The organism is Leucobacter chromiireducens subsp. solipictus (assembly GCF_016758195.1).
GTDB classification, from domain to species: Bacteria; Actinomycetota; Actinomycetes; order Actinomycetales; family Microbacteriaceae; genus Leucobacter; species Leucobacter solipictus.
Genome location: NZ_QYAC01000005.1, coordinates 269,698 through 293,747 on the forward strand (window position 1 = coordinate 269,698; position 24,050 = coordinate 293,747).

Sequence of the window (24,050 nt, forward strand, 5' to 3'; positions counted from 1 at the left end):
GGAAAACGGAGCGCGCGGTGCACGGGGACGCGAGGTGGATTCGGCGCGTGCTCCCCGCGGCGCTGCTCGCCGCGGCACTCTGTGGTGGCGGCGTCGCGACGCCGGGGCTGGCGCTCGAAGCTGCATCCCCCGCGACCTCCCCGGATTCCCCCGACGCCGGACCGGTGATTCCGACACCCGAAACGCCGACCGCGCCCGACGCCGGAACCGGCGGCGCGATCGATCCGGCACCCACGAAACCCGACCCCGCCGATCCCGATCCGGAACGCCCGGATCCCGGCGAACCCGGCACGGGGACCCCGGAGTCAGGTGAGGGCGAGCTCGAACCGCCACACCCACCGACCTCGGCTGTGCCGCCGGGGGAATCTGAGCTCGGAGAGGCGGGCGGTGCGCACCCCGAGACCGTTCCCACGCCGCCGAACGAGACGGTGCGGCCGGGCACGGTCGCGGTCGCAGGCACCCCGCGCGTGGGGGAGCGGCTGCACGCACGACTCGACGGCTGGGGGGCTGCGGGCGCGCGCTTCAGCTACCAGTGGCAGCGTGGCGGAGCCGCGCTGCGCGGGGCCACGGCGGACCACTACACGCCGGTCGCGGCCGATCGCGGCGAGCGGCTCAGCGTCACGGTGACGGTGCGACGCGACGGCGTCCCCACCCGCACCGTCGCGTCCCCCGTGACGGAGACGGTGACCGCGGGGCAGCTGGTGGCCCGCCGCCCGAGCATCGCGGGCACCCCTACGGTCGGGGCAACGCTCACGGCGTCGACCCCGGCGTGGGCACCCGCCACGACCCGGCTCAGCACCCAGTGGCTCCGCGACGGGGTCGCGATCCCGCACGCCACGGCCGAACACTATCGCCTGACCGCAGCGGACGCCGGTGCCGCAATTTCTGTCACCGTGACGGGTGAACTCACCGGATACACCATTGCGGCGGAAACCTCCGCCGCGACGACGCCGGTGCTGCGTACCCTCGCCGGTGCGCCGGTGCCGCGCATCTCGGGCAGCCCGCAGATCGGCACCGCGGTGCGCGTGCGCACGGGCGATTGGACGCCTGGCGGCGTCGACCTCGCGCTGCAGTGGTGCCGCAACGGGGCCCCGATCCCCGGGGCGACCGATCACAGCTACGCGCCGAGCGGCGCGGACGCCGGGTCGGTACTCACCGTGACCGTGACGGGGACGAAGCCCGGCTACGCACCGGTCACCAAAACCTCGGCCGGGGCACCCGTGCTGAGCGAGCTGCGCGTGCCGCAGCCGTGGATTCGCGGCGGCGCCGGCGTCGGTGGGGTCCTGACCGTCGAGCGGGGTGCCTGGCCAGCCGCCACGGTGCCGCGATTCCAATGGTTCCGCGGCGCGTCACCGATCCCGGGGGCAACCGCAGCGCACTACGTCCCGGGACCGCGAGATGCCGGTTTCCCGCTGCGTGTGCTGGTGCGGGGCGAGCGTGCGGGGCACACCTCTGACGCCCGGATCACCGCACCGGTCTGGATCGCGCGCACACCCGCACCGGATAGGCTGAGTGACCATGCCGAGTAGCCCCTGAAAGTTCTGCGACTAGCAAACGCATTCACGCATAGAATCTGCATCATGCTCCATGTGTATACACTTAATAGTCTGTGTAAAAACATTGGGAGACTTCATGCGTAAGCTACTTGGCGTCCTGCTCACGGTGGGTCTGATGCTCGGCGTCCCCACGGCCCCAAGCTACGCCAATGACGTCGCGCCGCCCACGGAAACTCTTGTCGGTGTCGATTTGACCGGAGAGCCTCCAGTGGTGTCCGCCGCAGAAGCGGATGAAACCGAGTCGGAGGCCGTCGAACCCACCGAACCTGGCCCTACGACAGCTGAGCCCATCGCGGCACCCACGGTGCTTCCCAGCGTCAGCGGAACTGCGCAGGTTGAGCAGACGCTCCGCGGCGCGGTGGGGGAGTGGAACGGCGAAGACCTTGCTTTCGCGCTGCAATGGCAGGTCGATGAGGTGGACGTTCCCGGTGCGGCCGGTGAGACATTCCTGCTGCTTCGCGACTACGCAAACAAGAACGTCAGGCTCGCGGTCACCGCGTCGCGGCCTGGGGTCGAACCGATGACAGTCTTCTCCGAGTCTGTGCAGATTACCGCTGGCCTGCTTGTGGCTGGTGCGCTGAAAGTTTCGGGTTCCACAAGTGTGGGCCAAAAGCTGAGCGTGACGGCGCAGAGTTCTCAGCCGAGCGGTGCCACGCTGAGCTACCAGTGGAAGCGCGCGGGCGCGACGATCCCCGGCGCGACCCAGGCGAGCTATACACTCACCGCGCAGGACCTCGGCAAACAGATCACGGTGACAGTAACGTCGACTGTGACGGGCTTTGCGCCAGCCGTCGCCTCCGCCGGGGCGGGCAAGACAATCTCCGCCGGTGCTTTGACGACGGTCACGCCCAGGGTTTCCGGCGGAGCAGTGGTCGGAACCACCCTCAAGAGTTCGGTGGGCAGCTGGACGCCGAGCGGGACCGCGCTGAAGTACCAGTGGAAGCGCAATGGCGTGGCCATCGCGAGGGCGACGGGATCGAATTACCAGCTCACAACGGCGGACGCTGGCAAGAAGATCACGCTGAGCGTCACCGGCTCGCTGGCCGGGTACACGAGTCGGACCATTACCTCCGCCCCCACCGGAACCGTGCTTCGTGTGCTCTCCGCGTCCCCGGTGCCGAAAATTTCGGGTACCGCGAAGGTCGGCGCGAAACTCACCGTGTCGGCGGGAACCTGGAAGCCCGCCCCCGTGACGCTGTCCTACCAGTGGCTGCGCAATGGCAAAGCGATCTCGGGGGCGATAAAGCCCAGCTACACGCTTGCGAAGGCAGACGGCGGCGCTCAGATTACAGTTCGGGTGACCGGCAAGAAACCGGGATATGCAAGCGTCACCAAGGTCGCGAGTTCGCGGAGTATCCCGAAGGTATTGAGCGGAGCGCAGCCGAAGATCTCCGGCTCGGCGCTGGTGGGCTCAAAGCTGACCGTGGGCCGCGGGAAGTGGACAGCCGGCACGAAGCTCAGCACGCAGTGGCTACGCAACGGTACTGCGATCCGCGGTGCCACGGACGCGAGCTACACGCTGCGAAGCGCTGATATCGGCACGAAGATCTCGGTCCGAGTGACCGGCTCACAGAGCGGCTATTCCACGGCGTCACGGGTGTCCGCGGCCACCGCCACGGTGAAGACTCCCAGCCGGACGAAGCCAAGCTCTGGTGGGAACTGTCCGGCTTGGGCCCCCATTAAAGGGAACCAAGGGCGGTATGACTGGATCTACCATGTTCCGGGCAGTACGTATTACAGCCGCACAATCCCAGAGGAGTGCTTCTCGACCACGCGAGCTGCCGAGGCAGCAGGCTACCGAGCACCTCTCCGGTAACGAGTGATTGCGCCAGGATAGGCTGGGACAACTATGCCGAATTCTGCTGAACCCGTCGCCGTTCCCACCGCGGCGTTCTCGCTCCTGCTCCCCGTCTACGCAGGGGATCAGCCAGAGTTTCTGCGGCTGGCGTTCGAGAGTTCGGTGGACGCGCAGACGCTGCGCCCGGCCGAGGCCGTCATCGTGCAGGACGGCCCGGTCCCGCCGGAGCTCGCCGCGGAACTCGACCGCATCGAACGGGACAGCCCGGTCCCGGTGATCCGGGTGACGCTGCCGCAGAACCGGGGGCTGACGGAGGCCCTCAACCGAGGCCTCGATGCCTGCACTTCGGACGTCGTGGCCCGCATGGACGCGGACGACGTGTCGGTGCCCGAACGGTTTGCGCGGCAGTGGGCGCTGATGGAACAGGGGCACGACCTGGTCGGCACCGGCATGGCGGAGTTTGAGACGGATCCCGCCGTGACGGTCTCGGTGCGCACGCCCCCGATCGGTGCCGCCCGGATCCGCGACCACGCTCGCACGCACAACCCCTTCAATCACCCGACAATGATGTACCGGATCGCCGCGCTCGACCGCGTGGGCCGGTACGAGCCCTTCGGCAAGATGGAGGATTACTGGCTCGGGATCCGGCTCATCGAATCCGGCGCGCGCGTGGAGAACATCGCCGAACCGCTTGTGCACTATCGCGTGGGGGCCGGGGCGTTTGGCCGCCGCGGCGGCTGGACCGAGGCGCGCACCGAGTGGCGGTTGCAGGGTGAGCTGCGCAGGATGGGATTTATCACCCGCGGCCAGTACCTCCGCAACGTGGTGATGAAGGGGGCCTACCGGCTCATGCCGGCGTGGGTGAAACGCGTCTTGTTCCGCGGGCTCGTCAGCGGCGGGCTGCCCGGGGACCGCGCGGTTTCCTAGCGCGGGGCACCCGACGCGCGGGAGATTCCGGGGAGCGTGCCGTGGCGCGCCTAGACTGAGTACATGCATTCGGGAGGACGCGCACACCGGCACGCCGCCAGAACTCTCGGGATCACCCTGGGAATCGCCCTGCTGGGGGGCGTGGTTGCGGGCCCGCCGGCGGCAGCCGAGCCGTTGCATGCGGTCGTGGACGCCCCCACGGATGCGCCCGTCCCGGGCGGCGATCCAGCGCAGCCCACGGAGCCCGGCGACCCGACACCTCCCGTGACGACGCCGCCCGTGGTCCCGGAACCGACCCCGGCAGAGCCGACTCCTGATCCCGATCCGGCACCGACGCCCGACCCGATGCCCGTTCCCGATCCGGCACCGACCCCCGACGATGCCGACCCTGCCGAGCAGGAACCGCGCGGTGCCAACGGGGGCATCGCCTCGGATTCGCCCGGGCCGGCGAGCGCAAAGCCCTGGGACGGCCGCGCTATCCCGCCGCTCACCAACGCCGCGGCACGGCCGCTGATCGGCGACAACTACCCGCAGAAGTACAAGCAGTATCCGCTCTACCCGGTGCGCTGGGATGAATGGAACTTTGCGCACCGGCAGTGCACCTCGTTTGTCGCGTGGCGACTCAACACGGCGAACAAGATCCCGTTCAGCAACCAGTACGGCGGGCTTGTCCGCTGGGGCAACGCCGCGGAGTGGGGCGCCTCGGCGCGCAGCCTCGGTATCCGCGTGGACACGACGCCCGAGGTGGGAGCGATCGCGTGGAGCGGGCCGTATTACGGTGGTGCCTCTGAATTCGGTCACGTCGCCTGGGTCGCCGATGTGCTCAGCGACGGCCGCGTCGTGATCGAGGAATACAACTACGGCTGGGCCGGGGCGTACTACAGCCGCACGATCCGCGCGAACGAGTTCCAGGGCTACATTCACATCGCCGACCTCACCTCCCCGTTTACGAAGACCACGAAGCCGACCATCGCCGGCGCGCCCATGGTGGGCGGTACGCTCACCGCTGCCGTGTCCGGGTGGGTGCCGAAGCCCACGAGCTACCGCTACCGGTGGCTGCGTGACGGTGCCGTGATCGCCGGGGCCACGAAGTCGAGTTACCAGCCCACGCTTGCGGACCTGGGGAAGCGCATCACCGTCGAGACGACGGGTGACCTGCAGCGGTACCGGCCTGCCTCCACGGTGTCTGCCGCGACCGGCGCGGTGCAGATGGCGGACGGCGACGGCAACGGACTCGACGACACCCAGGAGTTGTTTCCGTGGAACTCGGACGTGAACGGGGACGGCCTACCGGACGCGGTCGGCTTCGGCAGCAGCGGCGTGCAGGTCGCGCTGCGGACCAAGACGGGTTTCGGCGCGGTGAAGACCTGGGTGTCGGGGTTTGGCACGAAGGCCGGGTGGTCGCCGCTGCGGCACCCGCGTACGCTCATTGACGTCAACGGGGACGGCAAGTCTGACGTGGTGGGCTTTGCGGAGGACGGCGTCTACGTGGCGCTCAGCACCGGGAGCGGCTTCTCCGCGATGCAGCGGTGGACCGCGCAGTTCGGGGCGGCCGACGGGTGGGCGGTGGAACACCACCCGCGCACCCTGGTCGACGTGAACGGCGACGGTCGCGCGGATATCGTGGCGTTCGCATCCGACGGCGTCTATGTCGCGCTGAACACGGGATCGAGCTTCGGCGGAATGCAGAAGTGGTACGACGGCTTCGGGACGATCAAGGGGTGGACTGTCGATAAGACGCCGCGCTTCCTGCAAGACATGAACGGGGACGGCCGACCGGACGTCGTCGGGATCTCGAACGCCGGGGTGTACGTTGCGCTCAATACCGGGAAGGGTTTCGCGGGGGCGAAACAGTGGAGTACCCAGTTTGCCGGGAAGGACGGCTGGAGCATGGCCGCACATCCCCGAGTCCTCGCGGACGTCGATGGGGACGGGCGGCCGGACCTTGTTGCGTTCGCTTCTGATGGCGTCTACGTTGCACTCAACACCGGGAGCGGACTCCGCGCCATGATGCGATGGCGTGGCGGGTTCGGTACCGCCGCGGGGTGGCTGGTGGGCGCGCACCCACGGGTCCTCGCAGACGTGAACGGCGACGGGCGTGCCGATATCGTGGGCTTCGACAATGACGGCGTGACGGTTGCGCTGAGCACCGGAACGGGATTTGCTGCACCGACGCGGTGGTCCGGAGAGTTCGGAGGCAAAGCGTGGCGCAACAATACGCAGCCGCGCCAAGTGACCGACGTCGACGGAGACGGCCGCGCCGATATCGTGGGCTTCAGCGCCGACGGAGTCAGGATCGCGAAAAGCTCCGGCAAGGCGTTTGGGGCATCCCGGATTGAGCACGCCGGGATGGGGTCCACCGCGGGAGGCTGGAGCGTCACCGCGCACCCGCGCGCGGTCGGGATCCTCACCCTTGCGCAACGTCCCACTCCGCAGATCTCCGGGCAGGTACGCGTGGGTGAGCGGGTGACGGCGACCACCGGGCAGTGGCAGCCCTCACCGGTGAAGCTCTCCTCCCAGTGGCTGCGTGACGGGAAACCGATCTCCGGCGCGACGGGCACGAGCTACACATTGACCCCCGCAGATCGGGGCGCGCAGATCGCATTCCGGACGGTCGGGACCAAACCCGCATTTGCCAGTGTGACGCGGGTATCGCACAGCTACTCGGTCGCACCGGGGAGCTTGACGCCCGCATCGCCCCGGATCACAGGGACGCCCACGAAGGGAGCGACCCTCACTGCGGAGCCCGGTGCGTGGGGTCCCCCGCCGGTCGCACTGAGCTATCAGTGGTATCGGAACGGCTCCGCAATCTCCGGGGCGACTCGGGCAAGCTACCGTGTGACGCAGGAGGACGTCGCGCGAAGGCTGTCGGTCTCCGTGACCGGTGCAAAGAACGGGTACGCGAACGCGTTTGCCGGTTCGGAAACGGTCAAGATACCTGGAACCCCGGTGCCGCCAACGAAGCCCCCATTTGCTGACGTGTCGGCCGGCCACCAGTTCTCCCGAGAGATCGGGTGGATGTTCAGCTCGGGGATGTCCACCGGGGTAAAGCAACCGTCGGGGAAGCCCAAGTACCAACCGAAGGCAAACGTCACCCGTGAAGCCATGGCCGCCTTCCTGTTCCGCTTGGCGGCAGACAAATCGTTCGCGGCACCGCCCAAATCGCCGTTCGTGGACGTCCCGACCAACCATCAGTTCTATCGTGAAATTGCCTGGATGCACGCGGTCGGCCTGAGCACCGGGATCAAGACGTCTCGCGGATTGGTGTATGACCCGAAAGCTCCGGTCTCGCGTGAAGCGATGGCCGCGTTCCTGTACCGCCTTGAGCGCCCCACGTACCGGGCCCCTGGAAGTTCTCACTTCGCTGACCTCCGACCGGGAGATCGGTTCTACCGTGAGGTCTCCTGGATGTATGACTCGGGGCTCTCGACAGGCATCCGACAACCCTCGGGGAAACCTAAGTATTCCCCGGCCGGCGCAGTTTCGCGTGAAGCGATGGCGGCGTTCCTGTACCGAATGGAGACCCAAGGGTGACGAACAACCGCTGGCCCGCAGATTCCGGATGGCTTCGCCGAGTGACTGCCCAATCCCATGTTTGTCGCATGCCTAGCCACGCTCATTTGGATTCAGGAGTTACTCAGTGGGAAGTTCCTGCTGCGGAGTATGAAGTGCCGACTCTAAGGTGGAACGTATGATCCGACGCACCCGAGGACTGTTCCCGCGTGCCATTGCACTCGCGATGTTCGCGGGACTGCTTGCACCTGCGACGAGTTCGGCCGCGGACGCACCGGTCGCCGCGCCTGGCCCGACAGCCCCCGCTGCCGCGCTCTGGGCCGAGCTCGATGCGCCGGGGGAGCTGGACGAGCCGGCACCGCCAACCACGTCGAACCCGGGTACGGAACCCCTGCCGAACCCGGAGGGTGATCCTGACTCGGATGATCCCAATTACGGGGAGGGGACGAGCCCGCAGGACCCCGGATCTCCGGAGGACCCGAGTGATCCGAGCCCGTCCGAAGACTCGGAATCTCCCGTCCCAGCGGAGGACCCTGCTGTACCAACGGAGCTGGATGACTCGAAGCCTGCGCCAAATTCGGATGACTCGGAAGAGGAACTGCTGACGCCACTCACGGAGGAGCAGCGCGCGCAAGAGGCGGAGAAGCGTGCGGCGCAGCTTGCAGCCCAGCACGGCGCGATCACGTCTCGCGCGAACCTCGCGAGCGGATTCAAAGCGGGGTACATCATCTCGGATTCGAACTTCTACAACGGCAGCGCGATGAGCGCTGCCCAGATCCAGACCTTCCTCAACCAGCGCGTTCCGCGATGCACACTCGGGGACCCAAATCGCGAGATGGGGAAGCCCTGGGGAACGACCACGCTCGCGTGGGCATGTTTGAAGAACGCGAAATGGAACACGACCTCCCTCACCCGGCCTGCAAACGCCTACTGCAATGCCTACACCGGCGCAGCTTCTGAATCCTCCGCGACCGTCATCTCGAAGGTGGCACGGGCCTGCGGGATCAGCCCGAAAGTCCTGCTTGTGATGCTCGAGAAGGAACAGAGCCTTGTGACGGACAGCTGGCCGACCGCACGCCAGTTCGACCGAGCGATGGGGTACAACTGCCCGGACTCCGGGCCCAACAACTCGGCGAACTGTAACCCGAAAGACACGGGCTTCATGCAGCAGGTATATCGCAGCGCCTGGCAGCTGAAGGTGTACCGCGCCCACCCGAACAACTACCGCTACCGTCCGTTCCAGAACAACCTGGTCCAGTGGCACCCGAACCTCAGCTGCGGCACGTCCTCGGTGTATATCGAAAACTGGGCGACGGCCGCGCTCTACATCTACACCCCGTACCGCCCGAACCAGGCAGCGCTCGACGCCGGGTGGGGTGAAGGGAACGCGTGCTCCAGCTACGGGAACCGCAACTTCTACCAGTTCTACAAGTCTTGGTTCGGCACCCCGAACACGTTCTTCCCGGACGTTCCCCAAAACCACAAGTTCTTCACAGAGATCGAGTGGATGGGCACGAGCGGGCTGAGCACTGGCATCAAAACCGCCGATGGCCGTGCCTCGGTCTATCAGCCGAAAACGCGTGTCTCGCGAGAGGCGATGGCAGCATTCCTCTATCGAATGGAAGGGTCCACGTACAAGGGTCCGGCTGCTTCGCCATTCGCCGATGTGAAGCGCGGTGATCCCTTCTACAACGAGATCGCCTGGATGCATAAGATGGGGTACTCGACCGGCATTAAGCAAGCCTCAGGCAAGCCGAAGTATGCGCCAAAGGACCGGGTCTCACGTGAGGCGATGGCCGCGTTCATTTACAGGTTGGAGGGCGCGAAGTATTCGGGCCCGGCGACTTCTCCGTTCGCAGACATGCGCAAGGGTGACAAGTTCTACAACGAGATCACTTGGATGCACAAGATGGGGTACTCAACCGGGATGAAGCAGCCTTCGGGGAAGCCGAAATACACCCCGAAGGATCGGGTTTCGCGGGAGGCGATGGCGGCGTTCATCTACCGGCTCAAGCACTGAGATTTCGCGGCATGGGCTGGGGCGGAGGACCACGTTGGTGCTCCGCCCCAGCAGATACCTAACCGCTGTAGGGGCGGAGCCGAGACTCAATCTCGCCGACGATGCGCTCAGAAGACTTGCCGTCTCGGAGCGGGTAAAGTCGCTCGATGCGGCGGCTGTACTCGGAAAGCTCGGGGTGCGTACCCAAGATCATTTCCTCAAGGTTCTGCTCGAGCGTTGCGCGGTCCTCACAAACCGGGCCGAACCCGTCCCGGAAGTAGTCGAAGTACCCCGCTGAACCGATGTGACCGCCGGAAAAGAACTCGGCCCTATCGAACTGGAAATACACCGAGGGGGCCTCGCAGAATGCGCCCTCGAATGCTTGGGATGAATAGTCCGTAACGACGAGGGTCGCGCCTGCCAGTATCTCCTGTACGTCATCCCCGACGTAGGAAACACGACGGATACTTGGAGGAACGAGGAGGTCTTTCCAATGTGCATCGATTCCCGGGTGCGGGAGGAGAATAACTTCGACCCCGGGCCGCTGCGACAGTTCGGAGAGATACGGTCCGTTGAGGAACCCGGACCACTCGGACACGAACTGCGATTCTGCAAAACTATCGAGTTGATCCCGCTCGGCACCCGTGTTTGCGCCGAGAAGATAGTTTCGCCACGTCGGCATCAGGACGATGCGGTGGGTTCCCGGTGGACGTGTTGGCGCATCCTGCATGAGCCGGAATAGGCGGTCGTGGCGCGGCATACCGGTGAGCGTAACTTCGCGTTCGGAGAGCTTATACGGCGACGGGCTGCCAGCGATCGAGTGATGCTCAGGGAGAGTCGAGGTGACAAAATGGTCGATGGTCTTGGAGTTCCACCACCGGTGCAGCAGATCCTTCGTGACGCCGTGCTGGAGGAATGAGTAGCTCCAGGTCTTGGGTAGGAACCGCTTGGGGAACGGTTGCACAATGTACTGGTCGATCATCGACGACGAGAGCACCTTCGCTTCTTTCATGAGTGCGAAGTGTTTCTTGCTGCCGTGCGCAACAAGCCGAAACCCGTCTGCCTTCAGGCGAGTCCAATCGCTGGTTCCCTTATCAATCACAAACCAAGCGTTGATGTCGGGTCGTGCGTTCCTGAGATACCGGTACAGTGCCTCGGCGTTGTCGTTAGCCTGAGTGTTCCGGTCAATAAGGACCCAGGCATCTGCAAACTGCTTCCGCCAGCCAATCAATCCTCCGACCCGGTAGGCGAGCGAATAGGACAGTCGGAGCCGCCGTTCGCGGGCAATTGTTTGGCGAGTTGAGGAAAGCTGCGGAGCGGTGGAAGCTGACTCCGGCGCGGGAGGTATTACCTTGGGGAGCCCAGGCGGAACCTTCTTGAGTAGGCGACCGGCAGGCCGCGGCTCCAGTACTTGACCGGCGAACATGAAATCCAGTTCAGGGGACTCGCCCGAGATTCGGAGCGAGTCGAGATCAGTAATCGCGTCATTGATGTGAACCCAGTAGATGTGCTCGTAGATCCAGGTCCGCTCAAAGTAGAGCACGGCCCGAGCATGACGGAAAGCAATTGGGAACTGCTTCTTGCCGGCACCTATAGATGCCTGGGCGTTGGGATCGGTGCTATGGAACACGATCTTGAGAAGCTGGCGATTCGAATCGTAGTCACGCCGAATTGCAACATGGGACTCGCCATTGGGCTGGGCCGCAGCTTCCCACGCCGCTCTCGTGTCCAACGGAGTATTGACGACACGGAATGAACGGATATTGTCCACACCGACCCGTTGAAGCACGCTTCGGGTAGCAGTATTCAGTTGCTGCTGCTGCTCCGGTGAGAGTCCGAACACGCTGGACTTCATGTTTGCGTATTGACGGAAGAGCCACCAGAGATCGTAAAGGATAAGACTGCCGAGCCAAGCAGGACATGAATCACCTGCTTCATTGAGCAGGCCGGTGTACGCCACGTCACATAGAGTTATGTACTTTGAGTAGTCCGTCTGAGCAGTGATGGAGCTCTCTCGTGCGAGGTAGTAGTAGTACGCCTGCGGAAGGATCGTGTAGCTCGGACGATCCAGACGCAAGAGATACCGTGCGATGAAATGAGCATCTTCGAACCCTTGACGGAGACGCTCGTCAAAGCGGAGTCCCGACTCCAGAATGATGCTTCGACGAAACGCGGTCATTCCTGCATGAAGCTGGATCATCTCAGGTTGCTCATCAAGTTGCACAGTGGTGTTCTTGCTGACGCCGGTGAACTTGTAGTCCAGTGGGTGTGAACTGAGCCCGCCAGATGCAGATATCCGGACCAGTCTAGTGACGAGCATCGACACGGCCGGATCTTTAGCTCCTGCGAGGATCTCGGAGAAGTAATTAGGGGAGAGCTCGTCGTCAGGGCCTGAGAATGACACCCATTCTCCTCGAGCCCGTTCAAGGCCGGTGTTGAGAGCTCCTGAGACGCCCCGGTTCTCCTGGACGATGAGCGAGACTGAGAACTGGGAACGAGGCATCCAGTCTGCGATAGTGCGCTCTGAGTCGTCCGGAGATCCGTCGATGACGAAGATCAGTTCGATTTGTGAAGCGTCACAGTCCTGTCTGTCGAGGCTGCGGAGCAGGACTGGCAGATACGTATCAACGTTGTAACAGGGCACGACGAGGCTGAGCTGCGGGCTCAATTTGTTTGGCGAGGGGTGCTCGTTCGTGGTGACCCGGACCGGGGCCGAGGAATCGTGGGTCATTTCGTTCGGTTCTCCCGGAGACGCAAGCCAATGTACCAAGGTAATCGTACCGTGAACGTGAGTGAAACATCCGAGGGGAGGGACAGTTGCAGGGCTAGCGGTTCGTCTGCCAAGGAACGGGGTGCGGCTACCCTAGAGGGGACGCGCTGCGAGGACTTCGCTGGTGCAAAGCTTGAGAACCTGGAGGACCAGCAGTATGACTGTGCCCGACGTTTCCGTCATCATTATTGGGTACAACGATGCGGCGCACCTCCCGGCCGCGGTGAACTCGGTTCTGGCCCAGACGCACCGCAACATCGAGGTCATCATCAGTGATGATCACTCGACTGACGCAACGCCGGAGGTTGTCGCCGCGTTTGTCACCCAAGATCACCGGGTCCGCTCCCACCGGCGGGTCGAGAACTCCGGCGCACCGGGCGGGCCATTGAACGACGGACTCGAGCTGGCCACGGGGCGGTACGTGATGTTCCTCGGCTCCGATGATGATCTCCCCCCTCACGCGGTCGCAGCGCACATTGCAGAAGCAGATCGCAGCGGCGCAGACATCGTCTCGGGACTGCTGGTTCGAGTCCTCAGGAACGAAGGCGATCGACGGGTGCCCTGGTTCCCCGATCTCCATACTGAGCGACGCTATGGCGCGACCATTGCCGATCTCCCGGCTGAATCTCAGGACACGCTCACGACCAATAAGATGTATCGGCGGGAGTTCCTGGAACGTATTGGTGCTCGTTTCCCGGAGGGCATGCTGTACGAGGACGTGGTGTTTTCCGCGCACACACTCGCCGAGGCGCAAGGCATCGTCCAGATCCCCGACGAGGTATACCACTGGAACGTGTACCCGCCTGAAGAACGGCAGTCGATCACGAATCAACGGCGCACACGAAAGAATCTTGAGGACCGCCTTCGGGCGCTCGATCTCGCAGAAGCAGCGTTCGTGGAATCCGGCGAGGATGTACGTGTGGAGTTTGACGATAAGGTACTTGCGCATCATCTGCGCTTCTACTTGAACGACTTCCTCGAAGCTGATGATGAATGGTGCGGGGACGTTCTCAAGATGATTCGCCCGCGATTGGAACGTACTTCGTTCGCGGCGTATGAACGCCGTTTCCTGGGAGATCGTCTGCTGTACGCTGCTGCACTTGAAGGCGACGTGCGCGGAGTTCGTTCGGTGCTCCGAGGCAAGCTGGGCGGCGCGCTCGCGGGCAGGTTCTTTGCGCAGACGAGTGCGAGCTTCTGGGCACCTCGGGATCCCGAGAGCCGTCCCTCCTCGACTTCTCTCGCTCGCAAGCTGAGTTCAATGGATGGCGTGCCCCGAGTGCCGAGGTCCCACTCGGACCTCATGTACCTGCACGCGATCCAGCGGGTCGAAACAGACGACCGAACGATCCGGTTGACCGGATGGAGCACAGACCCGATCGGCGTATTGCGTGAGCCTGGTTCCCGGCTTTCCCTATTCGTGACTCACGCGGGCATTCGCCAACAGATGGCAACCGCGCACGCTACGACGGACGAGGGCGTGAGTTGGGTCGCCGAAGTCGCCATTCCGCAAGCCGTATGCGGCACGCACGTATCAAACGTGCTCGAACTCACCGCGCTCGCGACGAGCGCCCGGGGAGAACTCAACCATTCACCTGTTCAGGCACTGGGACAGGAAGAGTGGAAAGGAACTGAGGGGAAGGCGTCCCAGGAGTGTTCGCGCTGGGATCTGCGGGCCACCTTCCACGGGCCGGCGATGCTCGTAGCTCGCGCGCAAGCCGGATCGAAGCCAACTGCACCACGGGTAGTTGTAATCGGCGATGTGAGCTGGAACGGCCGTTATCATCTGGGCGACGAGGCCATGACTGAGGCCGCGATCTCTCAGCTGAGGGAGCGCGGCTGCGAGATCACCGTGGTCGCTGGCGAACCCGCGGTGACGCAAGAGCAATACAGTGTGGACGCCGTCCCGAGTTTTGGTTTTGTCCGGGAGAAAACCCGTGCGGCCCGGGAACGACGTCTCGAAACGCTGGTGGCCGGTGCGCGCGGACGTGCCGAGCTTAGCTCACATGACGCACTGACCGTAGCAGCGATCAAGAATGCTGACGCCGTCATCGTGGCAGGGGGAGGGAACCTAAACTCCAGTGGCTCGCAGCACATTTTCGAGCGTGTGGCACTCAAGCGCATCGCAGAGTCGGTGGGCGTCCCACTCTTCGTGTCGAGTCAGACCGTGGGACCCCTCCTTGTGTCTGAAGACCGTCCGCTGGTGCGTGAACTCCTCGCCTACGCCACAGCGTTCGGGGCACGTGAACGCGCGAGCGCGGCGCTCATGCGGGAGATCGGTGCAGGAATCGGAAATGTCGTGCGGACCCTCGATGACGCCTTGCTTCTGCAACCCGTTGAGCTCTCCGGAGAACAACGTGAAGCGCTGGGGCTTCCCGAACGCTATGTGGTTGGGAGCTTCACCTTCCACGCATACTCGACCGGTCTGAGCCGGGAGGAGTACTACCGTGACCTCGCGCGCATCGTCGACGATATCGTCAAGGCCCATGATGTCCATGTGATATTGCTTCCGCACATGGGTGTGCTGGGGATGCCGGAACAGATGGGGCGGGACAATGATGTGTATGGGCACGACCGTGTGGTGCATTACGCACAGAGCGGCCGGGTACGCTCACTGCCGATGATCTCCGCGCGAGAGGTACTTGCAGTCACCATGGGGGCCGAATACACCGTGTCGACTCGTTATCATCCGTTGGTGTTCGGTGCCGCAGTAGGTGTCCCGGCAATCGGGCTGGTGACCAGCTATTATTCCGCGCTTCGTATGCGAGGGGCTCTGGCTGCGTTTGGCGTCGAATCGCTCGCGCTGCCATTCGAGTACTGGACTTCGGTACTTGGCGCTCCGCTTCTCGAAGCGCTGAGCCTGCACCGCGATCAACTTGCCGCCCATGTCAGTGGGGCCGGTGCAGAGCAGCGGGCATTTCAGTCTCGGTGGTGGGACGCGATTGTGCAGAGTATTCGCACCCACGAGCCTGTGTCGGTAGTGGACGCACCGGAGGTGGACTCGTGGACTTGGGGCGGTACGCACGACAAACAATTGCTTGCAATGTCTCGGGTCGCACACGAGGCGACGAACATGTATCGCATGAACAATCTCGTCAATGTCGAGGATCACGCTGCCCGCATCACGCAAATGGAACGCGCGCACCAGTTGTCGGAGAAATCTTCTCGCCGTGAGGCTGACCAGCTCCGCCGGGAACTCGATCATCTGCGCGCTGAGTTCGCCGATCTGGCGGATCGGGCGCGACCTCCTGGAGCGCGTACTCGCGACCGGATTCGGCTGGCACTGCAACGGTTGCGTCGTCGGTGAGCAACTGGGTGCCGGAGTTGTATCCGCCACCCAGTCGTCTATCTTGCGCGCTCAGGGTCTATAGCTTTGAGGAACATCTCGCGCGAGTGCGCGGTGAACTCCATTGCGTCAAAGGAGGCCGTGCCGTCCAAATTGTTATCGGCAACTCGATGCAGCGCGGACACAAGCCCGGATTCTGAAATGGGGACGAGTGGACCAAATGCCCCGTTCTGGAGCACTGAGCGTGACCCGTGAGTATCGGTCGCGACGACCGCCGCACCAACGGTCAGTGCCTCCAGAATCACCAACGGTTGGCCTTCGTGGAGAGATGGAAGGATCAGCGCTCCAGCTGCTTTGAGGTGGGCCTGTGGGTTGGGCACGAGACCACGAAGTCGCACGATATCCGTGAGGTTCAGCTCGTGGAGCTGATGTTCGAGTTCCATCCGGAGAGGGCCATCACCGAGACAGGTGATTCGGATCTGCCGTCTCAGTTCATGCCGGCATGAGTGTAGTGCGTCGAAGAGCTGTGCGTGGTTTTTCTCCGGGGAAAGACGTGCGACGATGCATGCGTGAGCGGCGTCCGCCGCGTACCACTCGAGGTCCTCAGGATCGAGCGGTGTACGTGCGAGTTCTCCGATTTCAGCGACGTTGATCGTATTCTCGATTGTGATGTGACGGTCGACGGCGATGCCGAAGTGTTCGTGCATCGTGCTCGCGTTATAGTCTCGCACCCCATCGCTTACTGAGGCGAGGAAGTCCATCCGACCTAAGGAGAAGAAACCGGATCGGAGTCGGGGAAAACGATTCTGCACCTCTTGCCACATCTCATTGTGGAACACGATTCCTCGGCGGCCATCGCCAACCTGGACCCCGAAATTCAGCAACACGATGTTTTTGGCGTCGTAGGCGCTGAATTCCACGGCTGAGTGGAACACGGTGTTGCCGAAGAGTCGGTGCGCCTCCCGCCGGGCTCCGGACTCCAGGTACCGTTGCACCAGGGGATTCGGGACGTAGTTTCGTCCGGTGCCGAAGTACAATGCCTCTCGCTCCATACGCGTACCGGCGGCAACTCCCACTCGCGGGAGAACTTTCGCGTACCGTCGCACGTCGCTCAGCGTTTCTGCTTCTGCCCCATCCAGCGTGTTCTTACCGGGAATGAGGTAGGGCGTGTATCCGGTGTGCGGCAAGGAAGCGATGAGGCTCCGAGTTGAACGGGTAATGCCATTCGGAGGGAGCCCACCCGTGGAGAGGAGGATGCTTTTCGGTGACGCCGGGGTGGGTGCACTGCTGTGAGACGCGTGGTTGAAGAGCAGCGAGATCGCGCGTCGAGCTGAGGAGCCGTTCTCGGCAGCACTGAATCGTGCTGTCTGGTCGGCATACTGGGCGATGAATGTGGCGGGGTCCGCGCATGCAGCGGCAACAAGTTGTGCAGCTTCCAATGTTGTTGCTGCGTTGGCTCCGGGAACCTCGTCGGCTGAAAAGTAGAGACCGCGATCTGCAGCATATTGATCAATATGCTCAATGAGCTTGACAACAGGAACGCCTGTGGCAGCTGCGTCGAACAGAACGCTCGAAAAGTCCGTGACGATGGCATCCGCGGCACCAAGGAGCTCATTCGTATCGAACTCGGCAGGTACCAGTTTGATTCCAGAAACAGGCGACGTATAGAACGCCGCGCTTACATAGTGGTGGGCGCGGAGAGCGACCTTGGCACCCGAGTCGAGGAGCCCATGTGCTACCGCGAGCACGTGGTCGACTTCGCTGCTGCGATCTGCAAACGTGCCCTTCCACGTGGGCATCAGTACGACAAGTTTGTCAGTCTGGCTCACCCCGAGGTCAGCGCGCATGCGTTCGCGCCGGGTTGCTGAGAGATTCAAGGTAAGGTCGTTCCGCGGATAGCCGGCACGGACGAATACGTCAGGCACAAGTTCGTTTACGTCGTGGCGGCGGGAAAGGACGTCTAGAGTGTGTGGATCGGGGCCCAACACGACATCCGCATGCAGGAAGTTCCGGGCGATATTGCCGTAGGCAAAGGGTTCAGACCGGTTATCTCGACCCATGAACTTCCACGGAATCCCGTGCCATGTATTGAGATATCGCTGCCCTGGGCGCTTGATGAACTCATGGTCGATAGTGGCGTTATTGACGATGGTGCCTGCCACGGCGAGTGTGTGGAAATAGCCGGGGGACCCTTTCGCAACGAACCTGACGTTCGCGCGATTCAGAAGATCCGGGTGAATGGCGGCACCAGGTTCAATGCTCCAGACATGGATGCGTGAAGCGTGCGCTGGGTCATCTAGGAGTTCCAAGCAGATGGCCAAAGGATTGCACGACGTGTTCGCTCCGAGAGAAGACTCGTACAGAGTTACCTCGAATGCTAGAGGTTCGGTCTCAACCCGCTCTGCGTAGTGCAGCGCTCGTTGCGCCCCTGGCGTCTCCCAACTCCCATCAGTGAGAGGAACACTCGGCAGGCGATCAGATTGACCCATTCGGATTGAGTCCCAGGCGGCGCCCCATGCTTCACGCTGTGCGAGATGGGTCGCTAAAGCCAAAGAAGCTGCAAGGATTAGCTCCGCCGAACTTGCGCGGTAAAGTATCTCCCCAAGGATCTTCTCAAGGCCCTGACTCTCAGTCGTTTCAAGCTGGGTGAGGAGACGTGGAAGAGTGGGATCCACATCTGTCGAAGCGAGCTGGGGAAAGCTTGACGCAGGGAACTCCGTGAGGAATCTCGTCACCGCCCGCTCATGTTGGCCCGCAGCAGCGAGCAGTTCCCCCGCTCTGAAGAGCAGAAACGGGGTGAGCTCTATTCTCGTTAATGACAAGTACACTTCGAGGGCTTCATCTCGCCGTTCAAGGAGCTCAAGCAACTGCGCGAGCTTTGGGCGAGCTGACCCACTTCTATCTACACGCGCAGCCACAATCCGCAGCTGCTCTGCTGACGCTGACGGATTGCCGAGTCGGAGTTGGAGGTCCGCGCTCAATTCGAGGACCTCACTGGAAGAGGTCGCGTCTACCTCGCCAAGGAGTCGGGCGGATTCCTCTGCGCGTTGGAACACTTCAAACTGCAAACGAGCTACAGTGACGGTATCGACACCCTCGGTACCCACTGGCGCAAACCGACGGTATGCGCGAGCTGATTCGTTAGCAAGTCCTAGCTTGTGCGCACAGTAAGCGGCGCTCAAGAGACGGACATCGCCTGCGTCGACCTCCGAAAAGTCACGCAACTGCTCCCAGGCCTCAGAAAATCGGCCCTGCCGGATCAACGCCTCCCCGAGCCAGACGCGCCAATATAGGCGCGTCTGATCGTCAGGCGCAAGGCTAATCGCGTGATGTACTGCTTGGAGCTCGCGGTGTAGATTTCCTCGGGCACGTTGATTCCAGGCTTCCTCGTCGTAGATACGGAGCAGCCTAGGGTCCACGACTTTCGCGTGCTCAAGGTAGCCATCCCCGAGAGCGGTGCTGTTCGTGAGATAGTGGAATTTCGCGATCTCCACGAGAAGGGCAGCGGTGGTGTCTTCACGGAGAGCGAGTGTACGACAGACTTCTTTCGCTGAATCGTAGCTCTCCTGTTCAGAGACCCACTGCAGATATGGAACCAATGCTTCGGGGTAGCGCGGGAGTTTGGCTTCAAATCGTTCGCGCTGTTGCACCACGGCAGGACTTCGGAAGCCCCGCGTGTTTTCCAACCTGCGGAGAATGAAGAAACTGCGTCGCCAAGGGCGTTCACGATCGAGAATGAGATCGAGTCCCTGCCCGAATGACTTTACGATCGCGCGCATGGATGACACTCGTGAAAGTCTAGCGGATCGTTCGGTGAAAGCGCCTTCTAAGTTGTCTCGGTAAACGTGACACCAGTGGAGGCGTCATACCTTGCGGTGCCGTTTTGGAACTCCAATTCCCGGTTACCGTCAGCGGCGCGTCCCTTTGGTTGTCCAGCGATAAAACCCCACTCGCCCATTGCGCCTCCCTGCTCGAGATACTCCTCGAGGAAGGAGCCATGCAGGAGACCGTGCCCTTTCTTGAGGGCCTTGGAGTAGGTAATGAGTCCGTGTTCGAACTGTTGAAACCACCCTCCACCGTTCTCGGTGACCATGACCTCGTTATGAAGAGGACGGCCGTAACCGCTCCTGTTCCGCTCATAGATCGTTCGGATTCCACCCCGAACCGTGTGACTCACGGGGCCAGAACTCAGCTTTCCCGACTTCGGATCAACGAATGCGACCGCTTCGTCGATAGGGCCGTCGAATACGATCTTCCCTCGTTGAAGGACGACGCCCCGCTCGCAGAGCTGCTTGACTTGACTCGCGGAGTGGCTGACTACGAACATCGTCTTGCCTGCCGCTCGCAACATTTGCATGCGTTCTGCACACTTAGCCCTAAAGGCCGCATCGCCGACAGACAGAATCTCATCGACGAGAAGCACATCGAGTTCGGTATGGACGGCTACGGAGAAGCCGAGCCGCGAATACATGCCCGAGGAATAATGTTTGACTTCGGTGTCTATGAAGTCGCCTATCTCAGAGAACTCGAGGATATCCTCGAAGCGCTCTTCGGTCTCCGCTTGGCTCATGCCAAGGATTGCCGCATTGAGGTAGACATTGTCGCGTCCCGTGAGGTTTGGATTGAAACCGGCACCGACCTCAAGAAGACCAGCAATACGGCCACGGGTCCGGATCCAACCGTCGTCGGGACGCATAACACCGGAAACGAGTTTCAAGGTCGTAGATTTACCGGATCCATTTCGGCCAAGTAAAGCAATGGACTGGCCTTCAGGGACCTCGAGACTTAACCCGTCGATCGCGTTGAAAGAGGAACTGAGCTCCTTGCGCTGCAGGGTTGAAACAAATGTTTCCTTGAACGACTGAGTGTGCTTGATTCTAAACGTCTTCTTAACGTCGTGAAGCACAATCGCGGGCTTTGGCGTCTCATCTGCGGAATTAGAGGTGCTGGGCAAAGTTTCCCTCCAACTTTCTGAATGTGAACTGCCCGATAAGTAGTGTGATGATCGCAAGTGCGAGCCCGATCCCGGCATTGATCAGAAGATGCTCGGGCCTTGGCGTGTCCGGAGCCAAGGGCAACCAAAAGACGTTGTGGAAAAGCTCGACGGCGGTGGTGACAGGATTCACCATAAAAAGATTGAATAGCCAGTCCGGCATAAGTCTGTGCACCATCTCCCAGGAATAAAGGACCGGAGACGCCCACGTTGCGAACATGAGAATGAGATCGACGATGTTGCGGGCATCGCGGTAGGCGACGTTGATAGCCCCGAAAAAAAGGCCCAGACCGAGTGCGAAAACGAGCACTACGAACAAGCCGATGACGAACGCCAGGACTTGTATCCAGGTGATAGTCCAGCCGAAGAACAGGCATACCGCTAACAGCACCGCAGCCTGCGGAAGGAAATGTACAAATGCGACCCCAACAGCTGCCACCGGGAAGAGCTCCCTGGGCAGATAAATTTTCTTTACCAAAGAAGCATTGTCGGTGATCGCATTGGTTGTATTACGGAGAGCTTCGCTGAAAAGATTTACCGTGATGATACCGGCGAAGAGATACACCGGGAAAAAATCCATGCCACGGTTTGCCCCTAAGACCACCCCGATAACGAGGTAGTACATGAGGAACTGTGCTGCGGGCCGGACGTAAGACCATACCCATCCCAGCACGGAGCCGTAGTACCGGGTCGTAATGCCTTTCTTGAGCAGAAGTGAGAGAAGGTATCGGTGTCGGAACACGTCAACCAGACCTCTACTCTTTCCCGGGGTGTCAAACTCCGGGTCGGAAAGTGCTGCTACATATGCCACGACAGAGGAGTCTAGCGGGTCAGCCTGTGCGACATTTCGAACCGGACCTGGAACTGAAGGGAACTCACGCGAGATTGACTGCTGAGTGCGGATGCTGCTTTATGCCCTAAAAGCACTATTCCTTCGTTGAAGAGCTGAGATTCCAATCCGTGGAGACCGGGGGTCTGGGCGTCGCCGAAGCTGCGATCGCACATTCCTTACCAGTCCCGCCCCAGATTGGTGAGGTCGAGTGTGTCGAGGAAATCGATGAGATTGAGCCGCTCCTTGAACGCGTAGTGATCCAAAAAAGCCTTCTCTGTTTGCATTGATGGGGGAGAAATCAGCATGGAAACTGCTTCTGTCGTTGAACGGCTCTTAATCGGTTCAAGCGCCTCCCAGGCCTCTGGGTAGATTCCACGCCCTGCAAGGAAACGCTCCTCATCCGTGCAATACAGCGCGACGGGAATTGCCGCAGCAAAGCAGTCAAAAATGAGTGATGAATAGTCTGAGATAACGCCGTCAGCAATGGTCAGGAGATCTTGAATGTCTTCTTCGCTCGCGTCAATGATCTGAGCCGTTGAAACAGTCTCGTCGTGCGGCATGTAGTTATGGGCATGGAAGAGTATCACGCTGTCTGCGGGCAGAGCCGCTGAGAGCTGGCCAAGGTCCATGCTGAAGGACCAGTCCATCTGATCGTCCTCAAGACCGTAGTTGTAATCACGCCAAGTAGGGGCGTAGACGATGACCCGTGTCTCCGGAGCAATTCCGAGACGTTCGCGGATCGAGTGACGGACCGACCGATCGATCCTGGCGTTTCGCAAGTATCGAACCCTGGGATATCCAGTTTGTAGGATTCGCTCCGAGGGGAACAAGAATGCGGAAGAGAGCGTCTGTGTAGCAAAATCACTATCGGATACCAGGAAGTCCCATTTCTGGATGTCCCGATGCTTCAGTACTTTGTGATCGATGCGGTGAGAAATGATCTCGCGCTCTGCGCTGTCGAACAGTACCTTCTTCAGTGGGGTTCCATGCCACAGCTGTATCCAGACTGATTCCGGCGACTTCGGGTAGCTCAATGGCACCCAGGACTCCGCAAGCACGACGGCTGCGCTTCTCAGCGCTGCCCACAAGAGGCCGTGATCGCTGGGGGAAATACGTTCACTTTCCTCAACCCGAGGATCATCGGTGACGAAGAACCGTGGCTGCTCTCGGAAGCGCGGGTCTTTCGAGATTTCCTCCCAGAGATACCGAGAGTTTCCCGAGAAGCGATGATCGAAGCCGAGGAATAGGAAAGCGCCCTGTAGTTTCTGGGCCTGGGCCGGCAGTAGTGCTTCTGGGGCGACTGGTCGCTTCCTATCGAGAATGGAGTGTTTCTGCCTGCGGAGCTGTGCGATCCGCTTCTTTGTGCCGGGCACAAGCCGGTGGCGCCCATCAATGACTCGTTGGAAGGTCCCAACTCGCATCTTTGTAAACGTACCGGAACGAACAAAATACTTGAGATATCGGTTCACCGGAATGCTGGGATCGAGCACGATCTCTGTGTCGGAGAACGCTTGCACGAATCCTCTGGCGTAGGCGGCGCGGTGCTCTGCCGGAACTCTCGTTCCGTAGTACTCCATGAACTTTTGGAGATGGTACTTCGCGAAGTACGTCAGAGTTGCTGGGCTGCGGCTTTCTATCCGCGCAAGGGATGCACGAATTGCCTTGAGATGTCCTAAGGCATGCCGGTCAGTGTTGACGTTGGACTGGGTCGTGGAGTTTGCGCTCGGTTGGACGACATAGAGTGGTGAATGGAGCAATGAGACTCGTGTCGCGCGATTCGCGCACAGGACGTAGAACGGATTGTCTTCGTAGACGTATCCCTCTCCGAATCGTATATTGTGCTCGTCCAGGAACGCCCGGCGGTACAAGCTGATGACCGAAAAGAAGCTCACTGTGTCCATGAGCTCATCGCACTCCGCTCCCTGGAGAATGCTCCGGGTCCAGATATTGCGAATATTGAAGTAATTGTATGCCTTGGGGCGGTGGCGAAGGCGGCTCGCAAGCTTCCAGTCGAAATGCACGAAGTCTGATTCGTCTTTGATGGCTCGTGCTAGCGTGAGTTCAACAGTTCGCGGTTCGATGAAATCGTCTGCGTCCACAAACAAGACAAACTCTCCGGCAGCCTCTGCGAGTGCGCGGTTGCGCGCAACTCCTTGACCCCGGTTTTCCTGCGAGATGACGCGCAGTCGCGGATCTTGCGCCGCATTGCGCTCGAGAATTCGCGAACTCCCGTCAGTTGATCCGTCATCGATCGCAATGATCTCGAGATTCTCGTGACTTTGGGCATAGACAGAATTCAAACAACGTTGTAAATACTGCTTCGCGTTGTAAACCGGGATGATTATAGACACAAGGGAGTGCAAAGGGAACCCTCGAAAA

At 61.5% G+C, this 24,050-nt stretch carries 11 protein-coding genes; 6 read left to right on the forward strand and 5 right to left on the reverse strand.

Features of this window, described 5'->3' with window-relative positions:
- Positions 1-17 precede the first annotated feature (17 nt).
- The 5 genes from D3230_RS10910 (at position 18) to D3230_RS10930 (ending at position 9,814) form a co-directional block, all read left to right on the forward strand.
- Positions 18-1,529 (forward strand): hypothetical protein, encoded by a 1,512-nt coding sequence (locus D3230_RS10910; RefSeq protein WP_202345060.1) that lies wholly within the window; start codon positions 18-20, stop codon positions 1,527-1,529.
- A gap of 103 nt (positions 1,530-1,632) precedes the next feature.
- Complete coding sequence (locus D3230_RS10915) at positions 1,633-3,372, forward strand: sunset domain-containing protein (RefSeq protein WP_202345061.1); 1,740 nt, start codon at positions 1,633-1,635, stop codon at positions 3,370-3,372.
- 33 nt (positions 3,373-3,405) lie between these two features.
- The gene (locus D3230_RS10920; protein ID WP_202345062.1) at positions 3,406-4,281 is read left to right on the forward strand and encodes a glycosyltransferase; all 876 of its coding nucleotides are present in this window, start codon (positions 3,406-3,408) and stop codon (positions 4,279-4,281) included.
- Positions 4,282-4,344: 63 nt separating this feature from the next.
- Positions 4,345-7,815, forward strand: coding sequence for an FG-GAP-like repeat-containing protein (locus D3230_RS10925; protein WP_202345063.1), 3,471 nt, complete (start codon positions 4,345-4,347; stop codon positions 7,813-7,815).
- A gap of 157 nt (positions 7,816-7,972) precedes the next feature.
- Positions 7,973-9,814 (forward strand): S-layer homology domain-containing protein, encoded by a 1,842-nt coding sequence (locus tag D3230_RS10930; RefSeq protein ID WP_202345064.1) that lies wholly within the window; start codon positions 7,973-7,975, stop codon positions 9,812-9,814.
- 58 nt (positions 9,815-9,872) lie between these two features.
- On the opposite strand, the gene D3230_RS10935 is transcribed toward D3230_RS10930, so the two are convergent.
- On the reverse strand, positions 9,873-12,461 hold the full coding sequence (locus D3230_RS10935; RefSeq protein ID WP_237467359.1) for a bifunctional glycosyltransferase/CDP-glycerol:glycerophosphate glycerophosphotransferase: 2,589 nt from the start codon (positions 12,459-12,461) through the stop codon (positions 9,873-9,875).
- Between the two features lie 259 nt (positions 12,462-12,720).
- Between D3230_RS10935 and D3230_RS10940 the strand changes: the two genes are divergently transcribed.
- Complete coding sequence (locus tag D3230_RS10940; RefSeq protein ID WP_202345066.1) at positions 12,721-15,867, forward strand: polysaccharide pyruvyl transferase family protein; 3,147 nt, start codon at positions 12,721-12,723, stop codon at positions 15,865-15,867.
- 38 nt (positions 15,868-15,905) lie between these two features.
- On the opposite strand, the gene D3230_RS10945 is transcribed toward D3230_RS10940, so the two are convergent.
- The 4 genes from D3230_RS10945 to D3230_RS10960 all read right to left on the reverse strand — a co-directional run bounded on the left by D3230_RS10945 (position 15,906) and on the right by D3230_RS10960 (position 24,022).
- A complete protein-coding gene (locus tag D3230_RS10945) occupies positions 15,906-19,625 on the reverse strand; it encodes a CDP-glycerol glycerophosphotransferase family protein (protein WP_237467433.1) in 3,720 nt (1,239 codons plus the stop codon).
- Positions 19,626-19,672: 47 nt separating this feature from the next.
- Positions 19,673-20,800, reverse strand: a complete 1,128-nt coding sequence (locus D3230_RS16040) for an ATP-binding cassette domain-containing protein (protein WP_337249159.1) — start codon at positions 20,798-20,800, stop codon at positions 19,673-19,675.
- Entirely contained in the window at positions 20,784-21,650 is an 867-nt protein-coding gene (locus tag D3230_RS10955; RefSeq protein ID WP_202345069.1) for an ABC transporter permease, read from the reverse strand. Before D3230_RS10955 ends, D3230_RS16040 begins: the two co-directional genes overlap by 17 nt.
- A 197-nt stretch (positions 21,651-21,847) precedes the next feature.
- Complete coding sequence (locus D3230_RS10960) at positions 21,848-24,022, reverse strand: CDP-glycerol glycerophosphotransferase family protein (RefSeq protein WP_202345070.1); 2,175 nt, start codon at positions 24,020-24,022, stop codon at positions 21,848-21,850.
- Between the last annotated feature and the right edge of the window lie 28 nt (positions 24,023-24,050).